This is a genomic window from Streptomyces sp. NPDC001904 (assembly GCF_040297005.1).
In the GTDB taxonomy this organism is placed as follows: domain Bacteria; phylum Actinomycetota; class Actinomycetes; order Streptomycetales; family Streptomycetaceae; genus Streptomyces.
Genome location: NZ_JBEOYI010000005.1, coordinates 97424 through 118467, shown reverse-complemented (window position 1 = coordinate 118467; position 21044 = coordinate 97424). Strand labels below are relative to the sequence as shown.

Sequence of the window (21044 nt, the reverse complement as noted above, 5' to 3'; positions counted from 1 at the left end):
CTCAGTGCTGCTGCGGCTTCTGCGGTGCCGCTTCGCTCGGGCGCACCACCACGAACCCCTCGCCCTCCAGCATGAGCTGGACCGCCTCCCCGGACCCGCCGCGGATCATCGACCCGAGGGACTGCGAACGGTGCAGGGAGGTCCGCAGGTCGGCGGTCCAGCCCACGATCGCGTCCGTGTCGACGTACACCGGCTGCTGCGGCGACACCGGCAGCACCAGCGGATTGCCCTCGCAGACCAGGCCCAGCCGGCCGTGCCCCGTGAACACGCTGTTGAACAGGCCGCCGCCGCTGATGCCGGCGCCCTTCACCGTCTTGATGTCGTAGGACAGCGTGGGGTCGAAGCAGAGCACGTTGCGGCCGTTGACGGTGAACACGTCGCCGGGTTCGAGGTCGACCACGAACACGTTCTGCGCCTCTTGCGCGAACCAGGCCTCGCCTCTCCCCTTCACCTTCATCAGGGCGAGCCCCTCACCGGTGACGGCCCGCTTCAGCATTCCGCCGACGCCCTGGCCCTTGCGCTCGAACTGCAGATTCCCCCGGTAGGCGATCATCGCCCCCTGCCGCGCCAGCATCTCTCCGTCGACGACGTACCGGATCGACTTGGCGTTCTGAACGGACATGCCCGGCGTCTCGGCCGCCTGCACCATGAACTCACTCGCGAAAAGATCACCCTTCATCCGGGCATCGTGTCCCGGAGGGACTCGTTCCGACAAGGTGCGCGCGAGATCCCTGGTGAACGCCGCCGACGCCCGGGCGTGCAGGCGCACCGGGCGCCGGCGACGAGAGAGGTGAGCGGGCGAGGTAGAGCCCGCTGACTCACCCCGTACTACCGACCCAAGTCGGCCCGTGGATGCACGTGTTGGGAAGTTCTTTTTTCTCCTTGGAGGATCGATCGCGAAGAGTTGTTCGCGAAGAACTCTTCCCGAACAACTCTTCTCCATCTACGCTCGGGTGCCATGCGAGAAGCCCCCGACGACCGGCCCCTGAACCCGCATGTCCCCTCCTCCGAAGCCGAGTTCACCCTCGACACCGCCGCACTCCGGGTGCTCGCCCACCCCGTGCGGCTCGCACTCCTCGACGACCTGCGACGCCGAGGACCCGCGACCGCGCGGCAGTTGGCCGGGCGCTTCGACCTCGACTCCGGGGCCGCCAGCTATCACCTGCGCCGACTCGCCGCGGGCGGACTCATCGAGGAGGACGTCGAGCGCGGCAACCGGCGGGACCGGTGGTGGCGGGCGCTCCATCGCTCCTCGCAGCACGATCCGGCCGAGCGCGGCGGACCCGAAGGGCGGGCCTACACCCGGGCCGTCGCCCTCGCCGCGGCCGAGAGGCTGCGCGCCGCCGCCGCGCGGACCGTGCCCGCCATGCCCGACGCGTGGTTCGCCGTGTCCGCGTTCAGCGACTTCACGGTGCGGGTCACCCCCGAGGAACTGCACGCGCTGAAGAGCGAGGTGCACGCCGTCGTCGCCCGGTACCGGGACAAGGAGCCCGTGCCGGGCGCCGTCCCCGCCACCGTGCAGTTCCAGGCGTTCCCGGCCGACGGGGCAGCGGAGACATGACCGAGACGGCGGCGGCGACGGCGACCGCCGCCCACCGCGATCCGAACGTGCTGCGCTGGCTCGGCGCCTACACCACCTCCGTCACCGGCGACGTGCTCTACATGACCGCCCTGACCTGGGCCGTCGTCGACACCGCCGGACCCGCTCAGGCCGGGCTCGTCCTCGCGGCGGGCGCCGTGCCCCGCGCCCTTCTCATGCTCGGCGGCGGGGTGCTCGCCGACCGGGTCGGACCGCGCCGGGTGCTGATCGTCAGCGATCTCGCACGCTGTCTGACCGTGCTCGCCGTGGCCGTCGCCCTCTCCGCGGGCGGTGCGCACCTCGCGGTACTGGGCGCGCTCGCGGTCTGCTTCGGCGTCGCCGACGCGCTGTTCCTGCCGGCCGTGGGTGCGCTGCCCCCGCGGCTGACCGCGCCGGACCAGCTGACGCGCGTACAGGGCATGCGGTCACTCGCGGTGCGGTGTGCCAACACCGTGGGGCCGTTCGCGGCGGGCGCGGCACTCACGGCGGCCGGTGCGGCGGGGGCGTTCGCGGCGGTCGGCGCGCTGTTCGCCGTGTCCCTGGTACTGCTCGCCCGCCTCCGCGTGCCCGGCGAACCGGCACCGGCCGCGACCTCGGACGGCTCCCGACTCCGCGACGGTTTGCGTTACTTGGCGAGCCACCGGCACCTCGTCCGGCTCGTCGCCGTCATCGGCCTCGGCGAGATGTGCTTCAGCGGTCCCGTCGGCGCCGCCCTGGTCCTGCTCACCGAGGAACGCGGCTGGCGCCCCGGCATGCTGTCGTTGCTGCTCGGCGCGTTCAGCGTGGCGGGCGCCGCGGCGGGCGTCGCGCTCAGCCTCGTACGGCGTGTTCCCGCACCGCGCACCCTGCTCGCCGTCAGCCTGTCCGCCACCGGCGTGCTCGTGGCCGCCCTCGGGCTCGCGCGGCCGGGCCCCGGCGCCGCCGTCGCCCTGTGCGCGCTGCTCGGCGCCGCGAGCGGAGTGCCCATGGTCCTCGGCCACGCCCTCCTCCAGCAGTGGACCGAACCCGGCTACACCGGCCGGGTCACCTCGGTCACCTCGCTGTGCACCCTCGGGCTCAGCCCGCTGCTGCTGCCGCTCGCCGGGCTGGTCGCGGCGGCCCGGGGTGCCGGGGCGTTCCTCGCCGGATGCGGCGCGGTGTGCCTGCTGGCCGCCGCGCTCGCCCTGTCACTTCCGGCGGCCCCGCGCGCCTGATGCCTGCTTCACGGCCTTGAGGACCACGAACTTCGGGTCACCGGCGACCAGTTCGCTGTTGCCGAACAGACGGCGCAGCTTGAGGTGGTAGCCCAGGTGCCGGTTGCCGACCACCCACAGCTCCCCGCCGGGTGCCAGCGCGGCCCGCGCCTGTGTGAACATCCGCCAGGCCGTCGCGTCGGTCGTCGCCTGGTGGGAGTGGAAGGGCGGATTGTTCAGGACGAGGTCGACGCTGCCGTCCGGGACGCCCTCCAGACCGTCGGCGGCCCGGAAGCGCGCCGCACCGCTCGCGTTCTCCCGGTACGTGGCCTCGGCGGACGCCACCGCCTGGTACGACTCGTCGGTGAAGAGGACCTCGGCGCCGGGGTGGGTCAGCGCGGCCGTCGTGCCCACGATCCCGTTGCCGCAGCCGAGGTCGACGATCCGGCGGGCGCCCGTGGCGCGCGGCAGGTGCTGGAGGAAGAAGCGGGTGCCGATGTCGAGGTGCTCGGCGCAGAACACTCCGGCGTGGTTGACGACCGTGCGGCCCGACAGCGGGCCGATGCCGTCGGGCAGCGCGTACCGGTGCGGCCAGGGGTTCGGGCCCGGCGTCAGGGACGGGTCGGGCGTGGTGAGGATCAGCCGCGCCTTCTTCTCGGCGAGCGAGGTGCGGGTCGGGCCGATGATCCGCTCGAACAGCTGGAGCGTCGAGGTGTGGATCTCCTTGACCATGCCGGTGCCGACGACCACCGTGTCCGCGTGGACGGCCGGCCGCAGCCGGTGCAGCTGGTCCTCCAGGAGTGCCAGGCTCTTCGGCACGCGCACGAGCAGCACGTCCGCCCGGGACGGCGGGGCGTCCTGCGTGGTCAGCAGGGCCGGCCCCGAGAGGCCGTTGCGCTCCAGGTTCGTCCGCGTGGCCTGCCCGCCGAGGTACGAGTCCGAGATCACCGTCGGCGCGCGGCCGCCCGCTCCCGCGAGGGCCGTGCCCAGGGCGCCCCAGCGGTCGCCGACGACCACGACGGACCCGGACAGGTCGACGCCCTGCTCGGCGAGGTGCTTCAGCAGATAGGAGTCGGCCGCGTCCCAGGCGCGCAGCGGGTCGCGCGGGTCCTCGGGATGGCGGGTGAGGGCCAGGTCGGACCAGGGGGTGGTGAGCACGGGTGCGGGGGCGGCCTTGTCGGTGCGGTTCATCGTCTCGCAAGGCTAGCCGAGGCCCCGGGGCCGTCCCGCCCCGGCTGACAGCGCGGTGCGGCCGGGCTCGCGCTCCGGCCGCACCGCCGCGGATCAGTCCTCGGGGAAGTCCCCGGCGAGCGCCGCCGCCATCCGCAGGTGCGGGGCGGCCTCGGTGTCCCGGCCCTGCCGCTCGAGCGTGCGGCCGAGCATCAGGCGGGCGTAGTGCTCCACCGGGTCGCGCTCCACGATGGTGCGCAGCTCGGCCTCGGCGCGACGCAGCTGCGCCGAGTGGTAGTAGGAGCGGGCCAGCAGCAGACGCGGGGCGACCTGCTCCGGGACCTCGGCGACGAGACCGTCCAGGATCCGGGCGGCGGTCGCGTACTCCTTGGCGTCGAAGAACATCCGCGCCCGCTCCCAGCGCTCCGCGGCCGTTCCGTGCGAGTAGTACTTCTGCTGCTCCACTGTTGCCTCCTTCGCGGCCGTCAACAGGGTGGGCCCCCGGCATATTCCGCGGGCCCGCACGGCTCAGGCGAGGCCCGCCCGCAGCGCCGCCTCCAGCTCGAATCGGGCGTCGGGATCGGCGAGCTGGGCGCCGAACAGGCGCTGCAGGTGGTGCAGCCGCTGCCGGGCGGTCTGCGGGTGGATCGCCAGGCGCTCGGCGAGCTCCGGAGCGCTGCCGTGCGGCGTCTGCAGATGGGCGAGCAGCGTGTGCGCGAGCCGGTCGCGCTGCTTCGGTGTGAGCGTGTCCAGCGGGGCGAGCCGCCGGGCCGCCATGAGCCGGACCAGCGGGGGATCGGCGAGCAGCAGCAGATCCGTGAGCCGCCGGTCCGCCTCGGCCGGCTCGCCCGCCGGGGCGTGGGCACGCAGCGCGCGGGCCCAGCGCAGCGAGTCGGCGGCCTGTCGCAGCGGCACGACCGGGCCCGTGGCACCGGCCCGGTCCCGCAGCGCCTGCCGCAGCAGGGGATCGGCGAGCAGCTCCGCCGGATCGGGCACGAGCAGACACGGCGCGGGTCCGTCGAGATCGGCGAGCACCAGCGGGGGCAGCCGCAGTCCGCGTGAGAACCCGCGGGGAGGCGACGAGGGGACGCCCGCGCGCGACCACGGCCCGGGCACAGGACTCAGGGCGACCGCCGCGACCGTCCGGGGCAGCGGCCACTCCGCGTCCCGCGCGGCCTGCCGCAGCACGTCGTCGGACACGGGCTCCGCCCGTGCCGTACGCGGAGGGGGGCCGGGGGAGAGGTCGGGCGCGACCAGCAGGGTGAGCAGGCGGTGCCGGCGACGGCCGAGCGTCCCGGCCGCGTCGGCCTGGGCCCGGGCGTAGGCGGCGACGGACGCGGCCGCGATCTCGTCGATGTGCGTGAAGGCGGTCTCCGCGAGCTGCGCCACCGCGTCCGTGGCGAGCGACAGACGACGGGCGACGCGCACATAGCGCCGCCACGCGACCCGGCCGCCGAGCCGGTACGCGGCCTGCAGCGCGTCGAGGCTGCGGCCCTCCGACAACTCGCCGCGCCCCAGGGCCCGGTAGACGGGCAGCCGCTCCGCGTCGAGTTCCCCGCCGCCCTCCTCCACCCGGTCGACGAATTCGGCGAGAGCGGTTTCCACCCCGTTCTGGATGGCGGCGCCGAACTGCCCCGACAACGGGCGGGAGAATTCCGGAATCTGCCGGCGGATTTCATGGATGATCTCGGCGGCCAGGGTGCGGTTCTCCTTGCGGAGTTCGACCGCGAGCCGCTGCGGAAAGGCCACCCACGCGCCGCCGAAGCCCGGCGCACCGGCCGTGCCGGAAGCCTTCATGCCCCACCTCAACGTCCGTCCGTCCCGCCGAGTATGGGCCGTTGTTACTCACGGGTCAAGATGTTGACGTCAAGTCAAATAGCCTCGTGGGTGGGCCGCTCACCAGCGATATTGTGAGCCGTCCGGGTGGGACTACCCGCAAAACACTCATGTGGGTGACACCTTCGCCGACGGCCGCGGGCCAATCCTGGCACCGTCCTGCGTGCCTCACGAATCCCTGCGCCCACACCGTTGCCGTGGCCCGGTACTGCTTCTAGCTTCTCGCCGTCCGACGCCATGAAAGGCGCGGTATTCCAGAACAAGGGACGGTACTGGAAATGAGACACACGATTTTCGGCGCGGTCGCCGCGAGCGCCCTTGGTATTTCCGGGCTGCTCGCCCTTGGCGCGCCGAACGCCTCGGCGGCCGACAGCGCCCGGCCGGTCGAGTACAACTTCACCAGCGGATTCCTGAAGGGATTCCTCCAGGCGGGCCAGGCCCCCGACGGAGCCAACGACTGGGCGTGCAGGCCGAGCGCCGACCATCCGCAGCCCGTCGTCCTCATCCACGGCACGCTGGAGAACATGAACGACAACTGGCGCGGCGCGGCGCCGCTGCTGGCCAACAACGGCTACTGCGTCTTCGCCTTCAACTACGGCTCCGACAGCGAGACCGGCGCCGTCCAGGGGCTCGGGCCCATGAAGGACAGCGCCGCGAAGCTGGGCACCTTCGTCGACAAGGTGCGTGCCGCCACCGGCGCCGCCGAGGTCGACCTGGTCGGCCACTCGCAGGGCGGCGGCCCGATGCCGCGCTACTACCTGAAGAACGACCCGAGCGCCGCGGGCAAGGTCGGCAAGCTCATCGGCATCACCCCGTCCAACCACGGCACCACCCTGAGCGGCATCACCCAGCTCGGCAGCGCCCTGCACCTGCTGGAGCCGGCCAACGACCTGCTCACCAAGACCAGTCCGGCCCTCGTCGAGCAGGAGATCGGCTCGGACTTCAACAAGCAGCTCGACGCGGGCGGCGACACCGTGTCCGGCGTCGACTACACGGTCATCGCCAGCAAGTACGACGAGGTCGTCACGCCCTACACCAACAGCTATCTGACGGCGGGTCCGGGCGCGACGGTCCGCAACATCCGCGTCCAGGACGGCTGCGCCCTCGACCTCACCGACCACCTCGAGGCCGCGTACGACCCCATCACCCTCACGTACGTGCTGAACGCGCTCGACCCCGCGCACCCGCGCCCGGTGAAGTGCCGGACCGTGCTCCCGCTCACCGGTCCCGTCGGCCCGGTCGGCTAGCAAGGGGGACCGGCCGGAGAAGCGCGTTGCGGGGCGGGGCCGTTCGGGGACCCCGCCCCGTGTGGTGCCCGCGGCGCCGGGCAGGCTGGGGTCATGAACACCACGGACACCGACGGCCCCGCGTACCGGCTCCTCCCCGGCGCCCCGGACTCGCCGGTGATCCTCCACGTGCCGCACGGCTCCCGCGCCATCCCGGCGGACGTCCGCTCCGGCATCCTCCTCGGCGACGCGGCCCTGGAGCGGGAGCTGGACCTGATCACCGACGCGCACACCCGGGAGATCGCCGCCCGAGCCGCCCGGGACGCGCCCGTGACGCCCTGGCGCTTCGTCAACGAACGCTCCCGGCTGGTCGTCGACCCCGAGCGGTTCCCCGACGAGCGGGAGGAGATGCGCGCGGTCGGCATGGGCGCCGTCTACACCCGCACCACCCACCGCGCACCGCTGCGTCCCGAGCCCCCGCGGGACGAAGCCGCCCTGCTCGCCCGCTACTTCGAGCCCTACGCACAGGCCATGACCCGGGCGGTCGAGGACCGGCTCACCGCGACCGGCCGCGCCGTCGTCGTCGACGTGCACTCGTATCCGAGCCGGGCCCTGCCCTACGAACTCCACGGCACCGGACCCCGCCCGCCGGTCTGCCTCGGCACCGACCCCTTCCACACGCCGGACGCGCTCCTCGCCCACGCGCGCACCGCGTTCGCACCGCTCGGCGAGACCGGCCGGAACACGCCGTTCGCTGGCACGTACGTACCGTTGCGCCACTACGGCAGGGACCGTCGGGTCACGGCCGTCATGCTGGAACTGCGCCGCGACCTGTACCTGGACGAACCCGTCACCCCGCACCCGGGTCTCGACGCCGTGGCGGCCGCCCTGACCGACCTGATCCGGATGGAGACCAGTGACCCGGCCTGAACCGCCCGCGAAACCGCCCTTCCTCTACGTCGTCGTGTGCGCGGCCGGGGCCGCCGACGGCATCGGCAAGCTGATCGGCCCGGCGCGGGAGGCCGGCTGGGACGTGGGGGTGATCGCCACCCCCACGGCGGCCGACGGCTTCTTCGACGTCGCGGCGGTGCGGGCGCAGACGGGCCGCCCGGTCAGGGCGGCGTCCCGTACGCCGGGCACTCCGCGCCCGTTCCCGCCCGCCGATGCCGTCGTGGTCGCCCCCGCCACCTTCAACACCCTCAACAAATGGGCCGCGGGCATCGCCGACACCCTGGCCGTGGCCACGCTCTGCGAGGCCTTCGGCGCGGGCGTGCCGGTCGCCGCCGCCCCCTGCGTCAGCGCGGAACTGGCCGCGCACCCGGCCTACCAGGACAGCGTGCGCCGACTGCGGGCGATGGGCGTCCGCCTCACTGAGGGCCCGTTCGACTGGGAGACCGCGACGGGACTGCTGGCCGGGCTGCGCGTCCGCGCGGCGCCTCAGGACTCCTGAGCGGCCTCCTGAGCGATCCGGTCGAACTGCGCCGCCATCGCCGCCTGCAGCGCGTTCGCCCCGGACAGCGGGCGCACCATGACGGTGAACTCGTCGATCAGCCCCTCGTCGTTCACGTGCAGGAAGTCGCAGCCGGTCAGCTCCCGGTCACCGACCCGCGCCGCGAAGACGAGCGCGTGATCGCGGCCGCCCGCGTCGTTGATCTCCCGCACGTAGTGGAAGTCCTCGAAGACCCGGGTCACCCCGCGCAGGATCGCCGCGGTGATCGCTTTGCCCGGGTACGGCTTGAAGACCACGGGGCTGGTGAACACGACGTCGTCGGCGAGCAGCGCCTCGATCGCCGCGTGGTCGTTCGCCTCCACGGCCTTGCGGAATGCCTCCATGGCGACACCTCTCCTGATTCCCGGGCCACCGGCCCCGTCACTGGTACTGAACATTGATATTCAACTATTTGAATAGGTGTGGATGAAAGTAATCGCATCGCTGTACGGTGTCCAGATGTCTCTCAGATACGCGGTGCTCGCGGCCCTGCTCGAGGGGGAGGCGTCGGGCTACGACCTGGCGAAGATCTTCGACGTGTCCGTGTCCAACTTCTGGGCGGCGACGCCCCAGCAGCTCTACCGGGAGCTGGAGCGGCTCGCCGCCGACGGCCTCGTCCAGGCGCGCGTCGTGCCGCAGGAGCGCAGGCCGAACAAGCGGCTGTTCACGCTCACCGGCGACGGCCGCGCCGACCTCGCCGCCTTCACCACCAAGGAGCCGCGCCCCATGGCGGTGCGCGACGAGCTGATGGTCAAGGTGCAGGCCGCGGACGTCGGCGACACCGCCGCCGTGCGCGCCCACATCGAGGAGCGCATGACGTGGGCGACGGGCAAGCTCGCCCGCTACGAGCGCGTGCGCGCCCACCTCCTGCACGGCATGACCGAGGAGGAGTTCCTGCGCGACGGCGAGCGGGTCGGCCCGTACCTGACACTGCTGCGCGGCATCTCCCTGGAGGAGGAGAACCTCCGCTGGGGCCGCCGCGCCCTGGAGATCCTCGACCTGCGCACGGCACGGGCGGAGCGATGAACCCTCCTTCTTCCCCCGCGCCCTACCTGCGCTACGTGGCGCTCGGCGACAGCCAGACCGAGGGCGTCGGCGACGGCGACGACACGACCGGGCTGCGCGGCTGCGCCGACCGCCTCGCCGAACGGCTCGCGGAGCTCGACGCCGGGACGCAGTACGCGAACCTCGCGGTGCGCGGCCGCCTCGCCGGGCAGGTGCGCGCACAGCAGCTCCCGTCCGCGCTCGCCCTGCGCCCCGACCTCGCGACGGTCGTGGCCGGGGTCAACGACCTGATGCGGCCCTCCTTCGACGCCGACGAGACGGCGGGCCACCTGGAGGCCATGTTCGCGGCGCTGACGGAGGCGGGCGCCAAGGTGGCCACGGTGACCTTCCCCGACGTCGGCCGGATCATCCCGCTGGCCCGCCCGCTCGCCGGCCGGATCACCGCCCTCAACGCCCGGATCCGGATCGCCGCCGAACGCCACGACGTCGCCCTCGCGGAGACCGCCCACGCCCCGGTCTTCACCGACCCGCGGCTGTGGGCCGCCGACCGGCTGCACGCGAGCCCGCTCGGCCACGCCCGGATCGCGGCCGCGGTCGCCGACGCCCTCCACCTGCCCGGCAGCGACGACTCCTGGACCCGGCCGCTGCCCCCGCAGCCCGCCCCGGCGCGCGCGGCGACGGCCGAACTCCGCTGGCTCGCCTCGTACCTGGGGCCGTGGCTCGGCCGGCGGCTGCGCGGCAGGTCCTCCGGCGACGGGCGCGCCGCCCGCCGCCCGCAGCTGCTTCCGGTCAGCGCCGCGGAAGCGTGACCAGGGACTCCGGCGTCAGCTCCGCGAGCGTCGGATAGCCGTCCACGGCCATCGTCAGATCGGCCTCGGCGAGCAGCGAGCGCAGCACGTGCACGATGCCGTCCTCACCGCCCACGGCGAGCCCGTACGCGTACGGGCGTCCGACGCCGACGGCCGTCGCGCCCAGCGCGAGCGCCTTCACGACGTCGGCGCCCGAGCGCACCCCGGAGTCGAAGAGCACCGGCATGCCGTCGGCCGCCTCGACGACGCCGGGCAGCGCGTCGAGCGCCGCCAGGCCGCCGTTGGCCTGGCGGCCGCCGTGCGTCGAGCAGTAGATGCCGTCCACACCGCCGTCCCGGGCGCGCCGCACGTCCTCCGGGTGGCAGACACCCTTCAGGATCAGCGGCAGATCGGTCAGCGACCGCAGCCACGGCAGGTCGTCCCAGGTGAGCGGATTGCCGAAGATGCCCACCCAGGAGCCGACCACGGCCTGCGGATCGTCGGACGGGGTGAGCTCCTTGAAGCGCGGGTCGGAGGTGTAGTTGGCGAGACAGTGGCCGCGCAGCTGCGGGAAGTTCGCCGTGGACAGGTCGCGCGGGCGCCAGCCCGTCACCCAGGTGTCCAGGGTGACCACGATGCCCTTGAAGCCGGCTTCCTCCGCCCGCTTCACCAGACTCTCGGCGAGCGCCCGGTCGGTCGGCGTGTACAGCTGGAAGAAGCCGGGGGTGTCACCGAACTCGGCGGCCACGTCCTCCATCGGATCCACCGTCAGCGTCGACGCCACCATCGGCACCCCGGTGCGCGCCGCGGCCCGCGCCGTCGCCAGATCGCCGTGCCCGTCCTGCGCGCACAGCCCGATCACCCCGACCGGCGCCATGAACAGCGGCGACGCCAGCCGGAACCCGAACAGTTCCACGGACAGGTCCCGCTGGGCCGCGCCCACCATCATCCGCGGCATCAGCCCGTACCGCCCGAAGGCCTCCACGTTGGCCCGCTGCGTCCGCTCGTCCCCGGCGCCGCCGGCCACGTACGACCAGATCGACGGCGGCAGCGCCGCCTCGGCCCGCCGCTCCAGCTCCCCGAACTCCATGGGGAGCGTGGGGACGACACCGTGCAGTCCGTCGAGGTAGATCTCGTACTGGTAGTCGCCGAACTGCGGGCTCATGAGGGACCTCTTTCTGCGCGTCGGTGGAGAGCGGGGCCCAATCTGCCAGCAGACACGTGTCAGGGAAAGAGATCATTTCGCGGTGGTGGCGAACGCCACGGACCGGGTGAAGATCCGCTCCACCTCGTCCGGGGCCAGGCCGTACCAGCCGTGATCGGCGCCGGCGACCGTGAGCAGTTCCACCGGTGCGCCCGCCGCCCGCAGCGCTGCCGCCAGGTCCCGCCCGTGCGAGCACGCCACCATCGTGTCGGCCTCGCCGTGCACCACCAGGAACGGCGGGGCGGCGCCGTGGACCTGCCGCACGGGGCTCGCGGCCGCGGCGGCCTCCGGCACCTCGCGGGGAGCGGCGCCCAGCAGCAGCGCCTCCGGCGTCGCCGGGTCGGCCGGGTCGAACGGCGCCCGCGCCGTCGTCAGATCGGCGGGCCCGTACCAGACCACCGCCCCCGCGAGCCGCGGTTCGCGGTGCGTCAGCGCGAGCAGCGCGGCCAGGTGCCCGCCCGCCGACTCGCCCCACACCACCGTGCGCGCCGGATCGACGTCCAGCTCCGCCGCCCGGACACCGAGCCAGCGCAGCGCCGCCCCCAGATCCTCCAGCGGTGCGGGGAACGTCGCCTCCCCGCTGAGCCGGTAGTCGGCGCAGGCCACCGCGAAACCGGCCGCCGCGAGCCGCTCGAAGGGCCCCGGGTCCCAGGAGCGGGTGGCCACACCCATGTCGTCCCGCAGCCCGCGCCGCCACGCCCCGCCGTGCACGAACAGCACCAGGGGAGCGGGGCCCGGCGTACCGGGCAGCCACAGGTCGAGTTCCAGCGGGCGGGCGCCGTCCGGGACCGCGTACGGCACACCGCGCAACAGCCTTATCCCGCCGGGCCGTTCGGCGGCGGGCGGCAGCGGGGCGACGTCGGGGTGCGGGGCGGTGATCAGCGCCCGCAGCTCGGCCGGCGTCACCGGTCGCCCCACCGGTGGTCCGGCAGGAAGCGCACGTCGAACTGCTCGGGCACGGAACCGAAGCGGTGCGGCTCCGGCACGAACGGTTCGGCGGGCAGCCCGAGCCGGTCGGTGGGCGTGCCCAGCGTCTCGAAGAACCGCTCGAAGGTGCCGCCGGGGCCCGCCGCGACGCCGACGATCTGCGTGTGGTGGCGCTCCATGCGGTAGGCGTGCGGGCAGTTCTTCGGTACGAAGCCGAAGTCGCCCGGTGTCAGGACCCGTTCGCTCTGCTCGCCCTCGGTGTCCTCGACGAAGAGCCGGACCGCGCCCTGCGTCACGTAGAACACCTCGTGCGTGTCCGCGTGCACGTGCGCCGGGATGATGTCGCCCCTCGGGCCCTCGACAGTGAAGAAGTTGAAGGTGTTCTCCGTCTGCTCGCCGCCCGCGTAGACCGTGATCAGATCCCCGAACAGATGGGCGCGGTCGCCCTCGCCCTTCTCGATGACGTACGGCTTCGACGGATCGGCCGGTATGCGCGAGGCGGCGCGGTACCGCGTCGCGAACTCCATGGTCATGTCTGTCCACCCTCCTCGTGTCAGGCTGCCTGACGATCAACGTCAGGTAGCCTGACACGATATGCGGGCGGCGGGCAAGAGTCGCCCGGGAGCTGCGAGGACGTCATGACCGAGGCTCGACGCGATCTGCCGCAACTGCTGGGGGAGGCCCGGCGCTGGTTCGAGGACGGGCTGCTGGCCTCCCTGGAGGCGGGCGGGGTGCCGGCCGTCACCCCCGCGCAGGTGCAGCTCTTCGCCGCGCTCGACGCCGAGGGCACCACCGCCGCCGAACTCGCCCGGCGCGTGGGCGTCACCCGGCAGACCGTCCATCAGTCCGTGCGCTCCCTGGTCGCCGCGGGCCTGCTGGAGCAGGTGCCCGATCCGGCCTCCGCGCGGCAGCGCCTCGTCCGGCGCACCCCCGCGGGGCGGTACGCCCACGACCGGGCCCGCCGCGCGCTCGGCCGCCTGGAGGCACAGCTCGCCGAACGCATCGGCGAGGAGTCCCTCGGCGCACTCCGCTCCGCACTGGAAGTTCCCTGGGGGGACCCGCCCGGCCGTCGCTGACCCCCGCCGCCCCGCCGCCGCCCGCGCCCACCTGTGCGAACAAAATCGTTGACAATTCTGTTCGCCTAGATTTAGCGTCGACAGGCACTCACTCAGGGAGGGCAGATGCCGAAGGAAGCCCGTCCAGGCTCCGGAGAGCAGGCCAAGCAGTACGCGCTGGAGCGGCTCCGGCAGTCGATTCTGCGCGGCGAGATGGCACCGGCGCAGCGGCTGGTGGAGAACGAACTCGCCGAGCAGTACGACGTCACCCGCGCCAGCATCCGCGCCGCACTGCTCGACCTCGCCGCCGAAGGGCTGGTCGAGCGGATCCGCAACCGCGGGTCACGAGTGCGCGTGGTCACGGTGCAGGAAGCCGTGGAGATCACGGAGTGCCGGATGGCGCTGGAGGGGCTGTGCGCGGCCAAGGCCGCCGAGGTCGCCACCGACGCCCAGCTCGGCGGGCTGACCGAATTGGGCGCCGCCATGTCCAAGGCGGTCGCCGAGGGCGATCCGATCACGTACTCCGAGCTCAACCACGAGCTGCACGCCCGGATCCGGGACATCTCCGGCCAGCAGACGGCCGTCGGTCTCCTGGAGCGGCTCAACGCCCAACTCGTGCGCCACCGCTTTCAGTTGGCGCTTCGTCCGGGGCGTCCGCAGCAGTCCCTGAGTGAGCACCTGGCGGTGATCGACGCGATCCGCGCCAGGGATCCGCAAGCGGCCGAGACGGCCGTTCGCGCCCACCTCAGCAGCGTGATCGCCGCTCTGCGCGACGACTGAACCGCTCCTGGAGCGGGCGCACACCCGTCACCGAGGAGATGCAGCATGACCAACTGCCAGGGCGCGCCCGCCGCCACCCCACGTTCGACACTGGTGATCACCGCGCACGCCGGGGACTTCGTGTGGCGGGCCGGCGGGGCCGTCGCGCTCGCCACCGCCCGCGGCGAGCGGGTCACCATCGCGTGCCTGACGTTCGGCGAGCGCGGCGAGTCCGCCAAGGCCTGGCGGGAGGGGAAGAAGCTCGACGAGATCAAGGCGCTGCGGCGCGACGAGGCGGAGCGCGCGGCCGCCGTGCTCGGCGCCGAGGTCCGCTTCTTCGACGCCGGCGACTACCCGCTTCTCGCCACCCCCGAGCTGACCGACCGGCTCGTCACCGTGTACCGGGAGACCCAGCCCGACGTCGTGCTCACGCACCCGGCCGACGACCCGTACAACGGCGACCACCCGGCCGCCCACCGGATGGCCCTGGAGGCCCGCGTCCTCGCCCAGGCCGTCGGCTACCCCGGCGAGGGCGAGATCATCGGCGCCCCGCCCGTCTTCTGCTTCGAGCCGCACCAGCCGGAGATGAGCGGCTTCAGGCCCGAGGTCCTGCTCGACATCACCGAGGTCTGGGACAGCAAGCGCGCGGCCATGGAGTGCCTGGGCGCGCAACAGCACCTGTGGGAGTACTACACCGATCTCGCCGTGCGCCGCGGGGTCCAGCTGAAGCGGAACGCCGGGCCCAACCTGGGGCTCGCCCACACCACCCTGGCCGAGGCGTACATGCGTCCGTACCCGCAGATCGCGAAGGAGCTCGCCTGATGCCCGGCATCATCGTCACCGACCCGCCCCGGGCCGAGGCCGAGGACGTCGAGGCGCTCGCCGGGTACGGCGTCGCCACCGTCCACGAGGCGATGGGCCGCACCGGACTGCTCGGCCACCACCTGCGCCCCAACCAGCAGGACGCCCGCGTCGCGGGAACCGCCGTGACCGTGCTGTCCTGGCCCGGCGACAACCTCATGATCCACGCGGCCGTGGAGCAGTGCGGCGAGGGCGACATCCTCGTCGTCACCACCACGTCCCCGTCCACGGACGGCATGTTCGGCGAACTCTTCGCCACCGCACTGAAACGGCGCGGCGTGCGCGGCATCGTCACCAACGCGGGCATCCGCGACACCGCCGAGCTGCGCGCGATGGGCTTCCACGCCTGGTCGGCGGCCGTCTCCGCGCAGGGCACCGTGAAGGCGACCGGCGGCAGCGTCAACGTCCCCGTCGTCATCGGCGGGGAGACGGTCCGCCCCGGTGACGTGATCGTCGCCGACGACGACGGCGTGGTGGTCGTCCCGCGCGAGCGCGCCCGGGAGACGGCGGCCGGGTCGCGGGCCCGCGAGGACAAGGAGGCCGCCACCCGGGCCGCGTTCGACGAGGGCAAACTCGGCCTCGACCGCTACGGGTTGCGGGACACCCTGCGACAGCTGGGCGTCGTGTACCGGACGTTCGAGGAGCACACCGGAGCCGGCTCGTGAGCGACCTCGCCCAGGTGCGCTGCATGCTGATGCGCGGCGGCACCTCCAAGGGCGCGTACTTCCTCGCCGACGATCTGCCCGCCGAACCGTCGGACCGGGACGGTCTGCTGCTGCGGGTCATGGGCAGCCCCGACCCGCGCCAGATCGACGGACTCGGCGGGGCGCACCCCCTGACGAGCAAGGTCGCGGTGGTGTCCGCGTCGGCCGACCCCGACGTCGACGTCGACTACCTCTTCCTCCAAGTCGGTTTGGAAAAGCCCGAGGTGTCGGACCGTCAGAACTGCGGCAACCTGCTCGCGGGCGTCGGACCGTTCGCCGTCGAACGCGGCCTGGTGTCCGCCGGGCCGCGCGAGACCTCCGTGCGGATCCGCATGGTGAACTCCGGTGGCCGCGCCACGGCGACCTTCCCGACCCCCGGCGGCCAGGTCGACTACACGGGCGACGCGGAGATCTCCGGAGTGCCGGGCACCGCGGCGGCCGTCGTGATCGAATTCCCGCCCGGGAAGGGCGCGTTGCTGCCCACGGGCCGGGCGCGCGACACCGTCGCCGGCATCGAGGTCACCTGCGTCGACAATGGCATGCCGACCGTCCTCGTCCCCGCCGAAGCCCTGGAGGTCACCGGCTACGAGACGCCTGAGGAGCTGGAGGCGGACGAGCGGCTGGCCGTCCGGCTGCACGGCATCCGGCTGGCGGCGGGGGAGTTGATGGGGCTCGGCGACGTCACGACCGCCACCGTCCCCAAGGTGACCCTGCTCGCCCCGCCCCGGCACGGCGGCGTGGTCGCCACCCGCACCTTCATCCCCGTCCGCTGCCACACCTCCATCGGCGTGCTCGGCGCCGCGAGCGTGGCGGCGGGCATCCGGATCGACGGCAGCGTGGCCGCCGGGATCGCCGCGCAGCCCGACGGCGGGGACCGGCTGCGCATCGAGCACCCCACCGGATTCACCGACATCGAGAGCGGCGTCGGCCGCTCCGCCGACGGCCGCCCCCTGCCCCGCCGCACCGCCGTGGTCCGCACGGCCCGCAAGATCTTCGACGGCACCGTCTTCCCCAGGTCCGCCACGACGGCGCCCCTGCCCGCCCCGACCCCAGGAGATCGACGATGACCCCGCCGCTCGGCGACATCGCCCACATAGGCCACGCCCAGCTGTTCACCCCGGACCTGGACGCCTCCGTCGCCTTCTTCACGGACTTCCTGGGCCTCACGGTCAACGGGGAGGACGGCGACACCGTCCATCTGCGCACGTTCGACGACTACGAGCACCACAGCCTGGTCCTCACCGCCCGCGAACAGCCCGGACTGGGCCGGCTCGCCCTGCGCACCGCAAGCGAGGAAGCGCTGCACCGGCGCGTGCGGGCGGTCGAGGAGGCGGGCGGCAGCGGGCACTGGGCCGAGGACGAACCGGGTCTCGGCAAGCTCTACGTCACCACCGACCCCGACGGCCACGAACACGCCCTGTACTGGGAGAGCGAGCACTACCGGGCCCCCGACGGGCTGAGGCCGGCCCTGAAGAACCAGCCGCAGGCCAAGCCCGACCGGGGCGTCGGCGTCCGCCGCCTGGACCACGTCAACTTCCTCGCAGCCGACGTCCTCGCCAACGCCGAGTTCCAGCAGAGCGTCCTCGGCGCCCGCCCCACCGAGCAGATCAGGCTCGACACGGGCCGGATCGCGGCGCGCTGGCTCACGTACACGAACAAGTCCTACGACGTCGTCTACACCGAGGACTGGACCGGCAGCCAGGGCCGGCTGCACCACATCGCCTTCGCCACGGACACCCGCGAGGACATCCTGCGCGCCGCCGACCTCGCCGTCGACACCGGCGTCTTCATCGAGACGGGCCCGCACAAGCACGCCATCCAGCAGACGTTCTTCCTCTACGTCTACGAACCCGGCGGCAACCGCATCGAGCTGTGCAACCCGCTCACCCGTCTCGTGCTCGCCCCCGACTGGCCGCTCATCACCTGGAGCGAGGCCGAGCGTGCCAAGGGACAGGCCTGGGGCCTGAAGACCATCCCGTCGTTCCACATCCACGGCACCCCGCCGGTCCAGGGCTGACCTGCGCCTTCCGGCCCCGGGGAGCGCCGCGTTCCGCCGGGGCCGAAATGTTTCCTGAGATTGTCAACAAAAGTGTTGACGAGATGGCCGGGGCTTTCTAGCGTCTACGCCACTCCCCACACCGTCCCCGCCTCATCTGCAGCCCGGGACCTGGATTCCCACCCGCGTCCCGCACGAGAGGAAACAACGATGTCCTCCTCCGCCACCCCGTCGCTCGCCCGGGCGAGCGGCACCGCGGCGCACCGAAGCCGCAACGCCGTCATCGCCCTGTGCTGGGCGCTCGTCCTGCTCGACGGCATCGACACCTTCATCTACGGCTCGGTGCTGCCGGCCATGCTCGGGGAGAAGTCCCTCGGGCTGACCGCCGCCACCGCGGGCACGATCGGCAGCTGGTCCAACTTCGGCATGCTGCTCGGCACGATCCTCTCCGGCACGGCGTCGAACTGGATCGGCCGTCGCGTCGTGGTCCTCACCAGCGTGGGCATCTTCACCGTCGCCACTCTGGGCACCGGATGGTCGCAGAGCGCCGCCGTGTTCGGCGCCTTCCGGTTCGTGTGCGGGTTCGGCCTCGGCGCGCTGCTGCCGATCGCGATCTCGTACGGCATGGAGTTCACCGGCAAGGGCCGGCGGGCCCTCGCCACCGGCGTCATCATGACCGCGCACCAGACCGGCGGCGCCGTGGCCCCGCTGATCGCGCTGTGGCTGGTCGACGACTTCGGCTGGCGCTCGGCGTTCACGGCCTCCGCGATCCCGGCGCTGGTCCTGCTGCCGGTCGCCTACAAGATGCTGCCCGAGTCGCCGACCAACCTGCTGACCCGCGGCCGCCGTGCCGACGCCGAGAAGCTCGCCGCGGGGTTCGGCACCGAGCTGCCCGAGGCCGGGGCGGACGGCACCAATGCGACCGACAGGTTCGCCGCCCTGAAAAACCTCTTCCGCGGCGGCCAGTGGTCCACCACGCTGTGCTTCTGGCTCACGTCGTTCGCGGGCCTGCTCCTCGTCTACGGGGTCGGCCAGTGGCTGCCGAAGATCATGGTCGATCTCGGACACGACACCGGTGACTCGCTCCTGTTCTCCACCTTCCTCAACGTCGGCGGCATCTGCGGCATGCTCATCGCCGGCCGTACGGCCGACCGGATCGGCCCGCGCAAGGTCGTCATCGCCTGGTTCGTCCTGACCGCGGTCTTCGTCTACCTCATGGGCGTCGAGATGTCGGTCGGCGTCCTGTACGCGGTCGTCTTCTTCGCCGGACTGCTGCTCTTCTCCGGGCAGACCATGGTCTACGCGACGGTCGGCACCCACCACAACGACGAGGACCGGCCCACCGCGCTCGGCTGGGTCTCCGGCATGGGCCGCTTCGGCGCCATCTTCGGTCCGTGGATCGGCGGCGCGCTGATCGCGGCGGGCAACGCCGACCTGGGCTTCACGATGTACGCCTGCGCGGCCCTGTTCGGCGCCGTGATGATGGCGCTCGCGGCGCTCACCATCAAGGTGCGCGCGAGGGCCTGACGGCGCACCTGTGCCGGGTGCACCTCGACCGAGCCCGGCCGAGGTGCACCCGGCACCGTGCGTCAGTGCCCGTGCTGCGGGGCGCCCCGCCCGCGCAGGACGACGGCCGACGCCACCGCGCCGAGCGCGCACAGCACCCCGGTGACGAGCGCGGCGGAGTGCAGTCCGTTCACGAACGCCTGCGAACTGCCCTCCACGACAGCGGACTTGAGCCCGCCCGGCATGGATTCCGAGACCGGCGCGACGCCCATGGACACCGCGTCCTTCGCCTCCGCGAGCCGCCCGGCGGCCTGCTCCGGCACCCCGGCCGAGACCAGCTCGCCGTGGAGCGTCGCCCCGACCCGGCCGCTGATCAGGGAGACCAGGACGGACGTGCCGAGCGCGCCGCCCACCTGCAGCGCCGTCGCCTGCAACCCGCCGGCCACGCCCGCGTCCTCGACCGGCGCGCTGCCGACGATCGCCGCCGACGACGCCGACATCACCATGCCGACACCCAGACCGAGCGCCACGAACGGCGGCCACAGCGCCCCGTACCCGGACTCCGCGCTCCAGGTCAGCATCAGGAACGACGCGGCGCCCTGCAGCACCATCCCGAGCGGCATCGTCAGCCGCGGTCCGAACCGGTCGGTCAGCGCCGCCCCGAGCGGCGAGGCCACGACCGAGGCGAGGCTCAGCGGCAGCGTCCGCACACCGGCCTCGACCGGGCTGAATCCGCGTACGTTCTGCAGATACAGCATCACGAAGAAGATCCCACCGAGCAGCACGAAGAAGTTCAGCGCGGTGATGACGGTGCCCACGGTCAGCGCCGGGCTGCGGAACAGCCGCATCGGCAGCAGCGCGTACGGGGTGCGCGCCTCGTACAGGCCGAACGCGACGAGCAGGACGAGGCCCGCGAGGATCGCCCCGACGGTCCCGGCCGACCCCCAGCCCCAGCTCTCGCCCTTGACCACGCCGAACACCACGACCAGCATGCCGAGCGCCAGCAGGACCACGCCCACCACGTCGAACGTCTCGCCGGCCGCGGCCGTGTTCCTGCTCTGCGGCAGCACGAACGCGCTGACGACGATCGCGAGCACCCCGACCGGCGCGTTGATGTAGAAGACCGACTCCCAGTCGACGTGCTCGACGAGCAGACCGCCGACGATCGGGCCGAGCGCCGTCGACACCGAGGACACCATGGCCCAGATGCCGACCGCCATGCCGAACCTGCGCGGCGGGAACACCGCCCGCAGCAGGCCCAGGGTGTTCGGCATCAGCAGCGCACCGAAGAAGCCCTGCGCGGCGCGGAACGCGATGACCGGCCCGATCGACCCGGACAGGCCGATGGCCACCGAGGCGACGGTGAACCCGGCGACACCGGCCAGGTAGACGGTCCGGCGTCCGAACCGGTCGCCCAGCTTCCCGCCGAGGATCAGCGCGGCGGCGAGCGCCAGCAGATAGGAGTTGGTGACCCACTGCAGACCGGCGGTCGAGGCGTGGAGGTCGCGGCCGATCTCCGGGTTGGCGATGGAGACCACCGACCCGTCGAGGCCGACCATGAACAGGCCGAACGCGACGGCGATCAGCGTGAGCCAGGGATTGGCGCGCCGCCCTGCGGGCGCCGGTGGCAGTGGCGCGGGGGCGAGCGGGACTGCGGACGAAAGGGGCATACGACTGCCTTGTCTGGGACGTGGGCCGAGCGTGCCGGGGCACGGAAGAGCCCTGCCCCGGACGGCCGGGACAGGGTGGGACGCGGCAGGACCGGGA

At 73.0% G+C, this 21044-nt stretch carries 23 protein-coding genes; 14 read left to right on the top strand and 9 right to left on the bottom strand.

The genetic code is table 11. From position 1 onward, the window contains the following. Window position 1 precedes the first annotated feature (1 nt). Entirely contained in the window at window positions 2–679 is a 678-nt protein-coding gene (locus ABT127_RS09895; RefSeq protein ID WP_351446475.1) for an AIM24 family protein, read from the bottom strand. A gap of 279 nt (window positions 680–958) precedes the next feature. Between ABT127_RS09895 and ABT127_RS09890 the strand changes: the two genes are divergently transcribed. Continuing rightward, window positions 959–1561, top strand: coding sequence for an ArsR/SmtB family transcription factor (locus ABT127_RS09890; RefSeq protein ID WP_351446473.1), 603 nt, complete (start codon window positions 959–961; stop codon window positions 1559–1561). After that, a complete protein-coding gene (locus tag ABT127_RS09885; RefSeq protein WP_351446471.1) occupies window positions 1558–2772 on the top strand; it encodes an MFS transporter in 1215 nt (404 codons plus the stop codon). Before ABT127_RS09890 ends, ABT127_RS09885 begins: the two co-directional genes overlap by 4 nt. On the opposite strand, the gene ABT127_RS09880 is transcribed toward ABT127_RS09885, so the two are convergent. From ABT127_RS09880 to ABT127_RS09870, 3 genes are all read right to left on the bottom strand, one after another. Beyond that, window positions 2746–3942: a methyltransferase gene (locus tag ABT127_RS09880; protein WP_351446469.1), complete on the bottom strand. Its 1197-nt coding sequence runs from the start codon at window positions 3940–3942 to the stop codon at window positions 2746–2748. The two genes, ABT127_RS09885 and ABT127_RS09880, sit on opposite strands and share 27 nt — an antisense overlap. A gap of 93 nt (window positions 3943–4035) precedes the next feature. Further along, window positions 4036–4326, bottom strand: coding sequence for a tetratricopeptide repeat protein (locus ABT127_RS09875; RefSeq protein ID WP_351447213.1), 291 nt, complete (start codon window positions 4324–4326; stop codon window positions 4036–4038). A gap of 123 nt (window positions 4327–4449) precedes the next feature. After that, window positions 4450–5718 carry a PucR family transcriptional regulator gene (locus ABT127_RS09870; RefSeq protein ID WP_351446467.1) on the bottom strand — a complete coding sequence of 423 codons (1269 nt, stop codon included), beginning with the start codon at window positions 5716–5718 and terminating at the stop codon, window positions 4450–4452. Window positions 5719–6035: 317 nt separating this feature from the next. Between ABT127_RS09870 and ABT127_RS09865 the strand changes: the two genes are divergently transcribed. From ABT127_RS09865 to ABT127_RS09855, 3 genes are all read left to right on the top strand, one after another. After that, window positions 6036–7004 (top strand): esterase/lipase family protein, encoded by a 969-nt coding sequence (locus ABT127_RS09865; protein ID WP_351446465.1) that lies wholly within the window; start codon window positions 6036–6038, stop codon window positions 7002–7004. 93 nt (window positions 7005–7097) lie between these two features. Then, on the top strand, window positions 7098–7913 hold the full coding sequence (locus ABT127_RS09860) for an N-formylglutamate amidohydrolase (protein WP_351446463.1): 816 nt from the start codon (window positions 7098–7100) through the stop codon (window positions 7911–7913). Then, the gene (locus tag ABT127_RS09855; protein ID WP_351446461.1) at window positions 7900–8433 is read left to right on the top strand and encodes a flavoprotein; all 534 of its coding nucleotides are present in this window, start codon (window positions 7900–7902) and stop codon (window positions 8431–8433) included. Before ABT127_RS09860 ends, ABT127_RS09855 begins: the two co-directional genes overlap by 14 nt. Here ABT127_RS09855 and ABT127_RS09850 read toward each other — a convergent pair. Next, entirely contained in the window at window positions 8421–8816 is a 396-nt protein-coding gene (locus ABT127_RS09850) for a nuclear transport factor 2 family protein (RefSeq protein ID WP_351446459.1), read from the bottom strand. The genes ABT127_RS09855 and ABT127_RS09850 overlap by 13 nt on opposite strands. A 115-nt stretch (window positions 8817–8931) precedes the next feature. On the opposite strand from ABT127_RS09850, the gene ABT127_RS09845 reads away from it, so the two are divergent. Then, window positions 8932–9498 (top strand): PadR family transcriptional regulator, encoded by a 567-nt coding sequence (locus tag ABT127_RS09845; protein WP_351446457.1) that lies wholly within the window; start codon window positions 8932–8934, stop codon window positions 9496–9498. Continuing rightward, a complete protein-coding gene (locus ABT127_RS09840) occupies window positions 9495–10286 on the top strand; it encodes an SGNH/GDSL hydrolase family protein (protein WP_351446455.1) in 792 nt (263 codons plus the stop codon). The genes ABT127_RS09845 and ABT127_RS09840 overlap by 4 nt, the downstream gene beginning before the upstream one ends. Here the strand turns inward: ABT127_RS09840 and ABT127_RS09835 are convergent. The 3 genes from ABT127_RS09835 to ABT127_RS09825 all read right to left on the bottom strand — a co-directional run bounded on the left by ABT127_RS09835 (window position 10267) and on the right by ABT127_RS09825 (window position 12929). After that, on the bottom strand, window positions 10267–11430 hold the full coding sequence (locus tag ABT127_RS09835) for an alpha-hydroxy-acid oxidizing protein (RefSeq protein ID WP_351446453.1): 1164 nt from the start codon (window positions 11428–11430) through the stop codon (window positions 10267–10269). The two genes, ABT127_RS09840 and ABT127_RS09835, sit on opposite strands and share 20 nt — an antisense overlap. A 72-nt stretch (window positions 11431–11502) precedes the next feature. Further along, the gene (locus ABT127_RS09830; RefSeq protein ID WP_351446452.1) at window positions 11503–12375 is read right to left on the bottom strand and encodes an alpha/beta hydrolase fold domain-containing protein; all 873 of its coding nucleotides are present in this window, start codon (window positions 12373–12375) and stop codon (window positions 11503–11505) included. Further along, window positions 12372–12929 carry a quercetin 2,3-dioxygenase gene (locus ABT127_RS09825; protein WP_351446450.1) on the bottom strand — a complete coding sequence of 186 codons (558 nt, stop codon included), beginning with the start codon at window positions 12927–12929 and terminating at the stop codon, window positions 12372–12374. Before ABT127_RS09825 ends, ABT127_RS09830 begins: the two co-directional genes overlap by 4 nt. Window positions 12930–13034: 105 nt before the next feature. On the opposite strand from ABT127_RS09825, the gene ABT127_RS09820 reads away from it, so the two are divergent. The 7 genes from ABT127_RS09820 to ABT127_RS09790 all read left to right on the top strand — a co-directional run bounded on the left by ABT127_RS09820 (window position 13035) and on the right by ABT127_RS09790 (window position 19298). Further along, entirely contained in the window at window positions 13035–13472 is a 438-nt protein-coding gene (locus tag ABT127_RS09820) for a MarR family winged helix-turn-helix transcriptional regulator (RefSeq protein WP_351446448.1), read from the top strand. Window positions 13473–13577: 105 nt separating this feature from the next. Beyond that, window positions 13578–14231 carry a GntR family transcriptional regulator gene (locus tag ABT127_RS09815; RefSeq protein WP_351446446.1) on the top strand — a complete coding sequence of 218 codons (654 nt, stop codon included), beginning with the start codon at window positions 13578–13580 and terminating at the stop codon, window positions 14229–14231. A 45-nt stretch (window positions 14232–14276) separates the two neighbouring features. Then, complete coding sequence (locus tag ABT127_RS09810; RefSeq protein WP_351446444.1) at window positions 14277–15032, top strand: PIG-L deacetylase family protein; 756 nt, start codon at window positions 14277–14279, stop codon at window positions 15030–15032. Then, entirely contained in the window at window positions 15032–15736 is a 705-nt protein-coding gene (locus tag ABT127_RS09805; RefSeq protein WP_351446442.1) for a 4-carboxy-4-hydroxy-2-oxoadipate aldolase/oxaloacetate decarboxylase, read from the top strand. The genes ABT127_RS09810 and ABT127_RS09805 overlap by 1 nt, the downstream gene beginning before the upstream one ends. A 23-nt stretch (window positions 15737–15759) precedes the next feature. Further along, complete coding sequence (locus ABT127_RS09800) at window positions 15760–16842, top strand: 4-oxalomesaconate tautomerase (protein ID WP_351447211.1); 1083 nt, start codon at window positions 15760–15762, stop codon at window positions 16840–16842. After that, on the top strand, window positions 16839–17792 hold the full coding sequence (locus ABT127_RS09795; protein WP_351446440.1) for a VOC family protein: 954 nt from the start codon (window positions 16839–16841) through the stop codon (window positions 17790–17792). The genes ABT127_RS09800 and ABT127_RS09795 overlap by 4 nt, the downstream gene beginning before the upstream one ends. Before the next feature lie 189 nt (window positions 17793–17981). After that, the gene (locus tag ABT127_RS09790) at window positions 17982–19298 is read left to right on the top strand and encodes an MFS transporter (protein ID WP_351446438.1); all 1317 of its coding nucleotides are present in this window, start codon (window positions 17982–17984) and stop codon (window positions 19296–19298) included. 62 nt (window positions 19299–19360) lie between these two features. Here ABT127_RS09790 and ABT127_RS09785 read toward each other — a convergent pair whose 3' ends face one another. Then, entirely contained in the window at window positions 19361–20947 is a 1587-nt protein-coding gene (locus tag ABT127_RS09785) for a DHA2 family efflux MFS transporter permease subunit (protein WP_351446436.1), read from the bottom strand. Window positions 20948–21044 lie beyond the last annotated feature (97 nt).

Bases quoted from the DNA above. Each gene is read 5' to 3' on its own strand.
- ABT127_RS09875 (WP_351447213.1), bottom strand. From the start codon at position 4,326: ATGTTCTTCGACGCCAAGGAGTACGCGACCGCCGCCCGGATCCTGGAC.
- ABT127_RS09880 (WP_351446469.1), bottom strand. From the start codon at position 3,942: ATGAACCGCACCGACAAGGCCGCCCCCGCACCCGTGCTCACCACCCCC.
- ABT127_RS09785 (WP_351446436.1), bottom strand. From the start codon at position 20,947: ATGCCCCTTTCGTCCGCAGTCCCGCTCGCCCCCGCGCCACTGCCACCG.
- ABT127_RS09805 (WP_351446442.1), top strand. From the start codon at position 15,032: ATGCCCGGCATCATCGTCACCGACCCGCCCCGGGCCGAGGCCGAGGAC.
- ABT127_RS09825 (WP_351446450.1), bottom strand. From the start codon at position 12,929: ATGACCATGGAGTTCGCGACGCGGTACCGCGCCGCCTCGCGCATACCG.
- ABT127_RS09800 (WP_351447211.1), top strand. From the start codon at position 15,760: ATGCTGATGCGCGGCGGCACCTCCAAGGGCGCGTACTTCCTCGCCGAC.
- ABT127_RS09850 (WP_351446459.1), bottom strand. From the start codon at position 8,816: ATGGAGGCATTCCGCAAGGCCGTGGAGGCGAACGACCACGCGGCGATC.
- ABT127_RS09890 (WP_351446473.1), top strand. From the start codon at position 959: ATGCGAGAAGCCCCCGACGACCGGCCCCTGAACCCGCATGTCCCCTCC.
- ABT127_RS09810 (WP_351446444.1), top strand. From the start codon at position 14,277: ATGACCAACTGCCAGGGCGCGCCCGCCGCCACCCCACGTTCGACACTG.
- ABT127_RS09860 (WP_351446463.1), top strand. From the start codon at position 7,098: ATGAACACCACGGACACCGACGGCCCCGCGTACCGGCTCCTCCCCGGC.
- ABT127_RS09895 (WP_351446475.1), bottom strand. From the start codon at position 679: ATGAAGGGTGATCTTTTCGCGAGTGAGTTCATGGTGCAGGCGGCCGAG.
- ABT127_RS09865 (WP_351446465.1), top strand. From the start codon at position 6,036: ATGAGACACACGATTTTCGGCGCGGTCGCCGCGAGCGCCCTTGGTATT.
- ABT127_RS09870 (WP_351446467.1), bottom strand. From the start codon at position 5,718: ATGAAGGCTTCCGGCACGGCCGGTGCGCCGGGCTTCGGCGGCGCGTGG.
- ABT127_RS09790 (WP_351446438.1), top strand. From the start codon at position 17,982: ATGTCCTCCTCCGCCACCCCGTCGCTCGCCCGGGCGAGCGGCACCGCG.
- ABT127_RS09820 (WP_351446448.1), top strand. From the start codon at position 13,035: ATGACCGAGGCTCGACGCGATCTGCCGCAACTGCTGGGGGAGGCCCGG.
- ABT127_RS09835 (WP_351446453.1), bottom strand. From the start codon at position 11,430: ATGAGCCCGCAGTTCGGCGACTACCAGTACGAGATCTACCTCGACGGA.
- ABT127_RS09795 (WP_351446440.1), top strand. From the start codon at position 16,839: ATGACCCCGCCGCTCGGCGACATCGCCCACATAGGCCACGCCCAGCTG.
- ABT127_RS09815 (WP_351446446.1), top strand. From the start codon at position 13,578: ATGCCGAAGGAAGCCCGTCCAGGCTCCGGAGAGCAGGCCAAGCAGTAC.
- ABT127_RS09840 (WP_351446455.1), top strand. From the start codon at position 9,495: ATGAACCCTCCTTCTTCCCCCGCGCCCTACCTGCGCTACGTGGCGCTC.
- ABT127_RS09845 (WP_351446457.1), top strand. From the start codon at position 8,932: ATGTCTCTCAGATACGCGGTGCTCGCGGCCCTGCTCGAGGGGGAGGCG.
- ABT127_RS09885 (WP_351446471.1), top strand. From the start codon at position 1,558: ATGACCGAGACGGCGGCGGCGACGGCGACCGCCGCCCACCGCGATCCG.